The following is a 3,823-nucleotide window of genomic DNA, read 5'->3' on the forward strand; positions in this document are numbered from 1 at the left end:
ATGCATTTTTCCTGTAGGAGCTGCCGAAGGCTGCGATCTTTTGCTTTTAAGAGCGGCGTTGCCGCGTCAAATGCTTGAAGCCTTCGAAAACCAGCACCACAACCGCCAGCCAGATCGGGATGTAAGTCAGCCACTCGCCCGACTTGATGCTTTCTCCCAGCAACAACGCCACCGCAAGCAACAACACCGGTTCCACATAACTCAACAAACCAAACAGACTGAACGGCAGCAAGCGGCTGGCGATGATGTACACCACCAGCGCGGAAGCGCTGATCAAGCCGAGCAGCGGAATCAGCCACATCAGTCCCGGATATTGATCGAACACGGCCAGGCCCTGTTCGCCGCCCTGCACAAACCAGTAGGCGACCGGCAGCATCAGGGTCATGTCGACCCACAGGCCACCGAGGTTGTCGGTTTTCAGGTATTTGCGCAGTACGAAGTACAGCGGATAACCGACCACGACCACCAGTGTCGCCCAGGAAAAACCACCCACCTGATACAACTCGTTCAACACGCCGAGGCTGGCAAAAAATACGGCGATTTTCTGCAGGTAAGAGAGGCTCTCGCCATAGGCAATCCGCCCGGTCAGCACCATCGCCAGTGGCAAGAGGAAATAACCCAGCGATACATCCAGGCTGTAGTCATTGAGCGGTGCCCACATGAACAGCCACAGCTGAACCCCGAGCAGGGCGGAAGAAACCAGCAGCCCGGCGATCAGCTTCGGCCTGGCCGCCATCAATCGGAGCAGCTCCAGCACCCGCCGCCATTCCCCGGAAACCAGCATGAACACGGTCATGCACGGCACGGTCAGGAGCATGCGCCAGCCGAAGATTTCCACGCCGCTCAGAGGCGTCAGCAGCGACGTGTAGTAATACATGACGGCAAACAGCACGGAGGCTGAAACCGATAGAGCGATACCCTTAGACAAACTGTCCTCGCGACGTGATGGTTGAACGGGGCGCGCAGGATACGTGGTTTTTGTGTTGAATATTGAGCGGATGCTCATTATTTCCCACATCCAGGAGCCACAAATCCTGTGGGAGCGAGCCTGCTCGCGAAGCGGCCGGCAGATTCAGCATAGATGTTGCGTCGGCTGGCGCTATGCATGATTGCACCGCTTAAACGCAAAAGATCGCAACCTTCGGCAGTTCCTACAGGGAACGCATTCCACAGTAGCTGCCGAAGGCTGCGATCTTTCGATCTGCGCTTCTGATTAAGCCCGCAACGTCCTCGTCATCCGCAACGCCAGCAGACTCCCGCCAACGATCACCGCCGCCAGCACATACAACGCCGCATCCGTCGAGCCAGTGCTGTCCTTGACCCAACCCACCAGATACGGGCTGAGGAACCCGGCCATCTGCCCCATCGAGTTGATCAACGCCAGACCTCCAGCCGCCGCGCCCGCGCTCAGCATCGCGGTTGGCACCGGCCAGAACATCGGCAGACCAGTCAGTGCGCCCATGGTCGCGATGGTCAGGCCGAGAATCGCAATCGCCGGATTCGCTGCGAAATTCACTGCGATCACCAGACCGACAGCGCCCATCAGCATCGGCACCACCAAGTGCCAGCGGCGCTCCTTGCGCAAGTCCGCCGAGCGGCCGACGACCAGCATGAACACCGCCGCGAGCAGGTACGGAATCGCACTCAGCCAGCCGATCACCAGGTTATCGCTGAAGCCGAGGTTCTTGATGATCGACGGCAGCCAGAAGTTGATCGCGTACACGCCGCTCTGGATGCAGAAATAGATCAGGCCGAAGGCCCAGATCGCTGGGTTCTTGAACACCGCAAGCAGCGAGTCGGTGGCGGTTTTCGGTTTGTTGGCGAGGTCTTCGGCGTGGTCGGCTTCGAGCACCGAACGTTCGTGGGCGGTCAGCCATTTGGCGTTGGCGAAGCTGTCGCTCAACAGGAAATACGCCAGTGCGCCGAGAATCACCGTCGGAATGCCTTGCAGCAGGAACATCCACTGCCAACCGGCCAGGCCACCTTGGCCGGCGGCGAAGTGGTTAAGGATCCAGCCGGAAAACGGGCTGCCGAGCAGCCCGGAGACGGGGATCGCCGACATGAACAGCGCCATGATCCGGCCACGGCGGAACGTCGGGAACCACTGCGAGAGGTACAGCACGACGCCCGGGAAGAAACCCGCCTCAGCCGCACCGGTGAAAAAGCGCAGGGTGTAGAACCCGGTCGGGGTGGTGACGAACAACAGGCAGGTCGACAGCGTGCCCCAGGTGATCATCATCAAGGCAATCCAGCGCCGTGGGCCGAAACGGGTCAGTGCCAGGTTGCTCGGCACGCCGCACAGCACGTAGCCGATGAAGAAAATCCCGGCGCCGAGGCCGTACACCGTTTCGCTGAATTTCAGTGCGTCGAGCATCTGCAATTTGGCGAAGCCGACGTTGACCCGGTCGAGGTAGTTGAACAGGTAGCAGATGAAAATGAAGGGAATCAAACGCAGGGTGATGCGTTTGTAGACGGCGTTTTTACCGTCGTCGATGGTCTGGGTAGCTGCGGCGCTCTGCGACATAGCGGCTCTCTCTTTATTATGATTTTTTGCGATGCAAAGGGTAACGTTGATCGCCCTGAGAGTCTCGGCCACCTTTGGCCGGATTGTCTTTGTGCCTGAGCACAGGGTTTGCCGCCAGACCCTGTGCGGCTGAACAACCGCTTGTGCCTGAAATGAAGGATTGCCGCCGCTATGTTCGAACTCGATCACGACCTTGCCCAGGACATCGTCGACCGGGCCATGGCCATTTTGCCGTACAACGTCAATGTCATGGACAGTCAGGGCCTGATCCTCGGCAGCGGTGAACCGGAGCGCATCAACACCCGGCATGAAGGCGCGCAACTGGTGCTGGCCAACGGGCGCGTGGTGGAAATCGATGCGCAGACGGCGGTGCACCTCAAAGGCGTGCAACCGGGCATCAACCTGCCGCTGTTGCTCGATCAGCGCTTGATCGGCGTGCTTGGCATCACTGGCGAGCCGGAGCAATTGCGCACCTACGCCGAGCTGGTGCGCATGACCGCCGAAATGCTCGTCGGTCAGCGCAACCAGCAGGCCGAGCAGCAGTGGCGACGGCAGCGCTGCGATGATCTGCTGGCGTTGCTGTTGAGCGAGGCGGGGGACTCGCCGCGTCTGGTCGATGAGGCGCAACAGTTGGGACTCAAGCCGCAATTGACGCGTGTGCCGTATCTGTTTGAACTGGGGCTTGAGCACGGCCCGGGGCAAACCGTCGAGGCATTGAGTGCATGGCTGAACTCGCGTTATCCCGACAGTTGGTGTGTGAGTTCGGCGAAGTCTTCGCTGTTGTGGTGTCGCCCGGCGAGCCAGAACGTCGAGCACGATCGCCTGCTGGAAAAACTCGATGGCCTCGGCTGGAAGATTCTGCGCATCGCCGTCGGCGGGCAGGCGGATGGCCTGGCCGGGTTGCGCCGCTGTTATCGACGGGTCGGCGATCTGCTGGCGTATGGTCGAGACGTGCTGCCGAATTCGAGACTGCTGACGCTCAATCGTTATCGCTTGCCGGTCATGCTGTGGCGTCATCGCAACGATGATGCGCTGGACGAACTGCTCAAGCCGCTGCGCAAAGTCATCGCCAAGGACAGCAACGGCCAGTTGCTGGCGACGCTGCGCAGTTGGTGCGAGCACGACGGGCAGAGCCAGGCCTGCGCCGAGGCTTTGGGCATTCATCGCAATAGTCTGCGTTATCGCATGGAGCGGATTGCCGAGTTGAGCGGGGTTGATCCGTTGAAGCTGGACGGGATGCTGGCGTTGTACCTGGGGGTGCAGCTGTTGCCGCAGACTGATCCATTGACATGAGTTGTC

3 protein-coding genes are annotated in these 3,823 nt (G+C 60.1%); 1 reads left to right on the forward strand and 2 read right to left on the reverse strand.

Annotation, left to right across the window (positions count from 1 at the left end):
• Positions 1-46: 46 nt before the first annotated feature.
• Both rarD and F8N49_RS26420 read right to left on the reverse strand, forming a co-directional pair.
• The gene (gene rarD, locus F8N49_RS26415) at positions 47-928 is read right to left on the reverse strand and encodes an EamA family transporter RarD (protein WP_076562668.1); all 882 of its coding nucleotides are present in this window, start codon (positions 926-928) and stop codon (positions 47-49) included.
• A gap of 285 nt (positions 929-1,213) precedes the next feature.
• The gene (locus F8N49_RS26420; protein WP_151553191.1) at positions 1,214-2,524 is read right to left on the reverse strand and encodes an MFS transporter; all 1,311 of its coding nucleotides are present in this window, start codon (positions 2,522-2,524) and stop codon (positions 1,214-1,216) included.
• 171 nt (positions 2,525-2,695) lie between these two features.
• On the opposite strand from F8N49_RS26420, the gene F8N49_RS26425 reads away from it, so the two are divergent.
• Complete coding sequence (locus F8N49_RS26425) at positions 2,696-3,817, forward strand: sugar diacid recognition domain-containing protein (protein ID WP_151553193.1); 1,122 nt, start codon at positions 2,696-2,698, stop codon at positions 3,815-3,817.
• The last annotated feature ends 6 nt before the right edge of the window (positions 3,818-3,823 follow it).

Source organism: Pseudomonas sp. GXM4 (assembly GCF_008923895.1).
Lineage (GTDB): Bacteria > Pseudomonadota > Gammaproteobacteria > Pseudomonadales > Pseudomonadaceae > Aquipseudomonas > Aquipseudomonas atacamensis.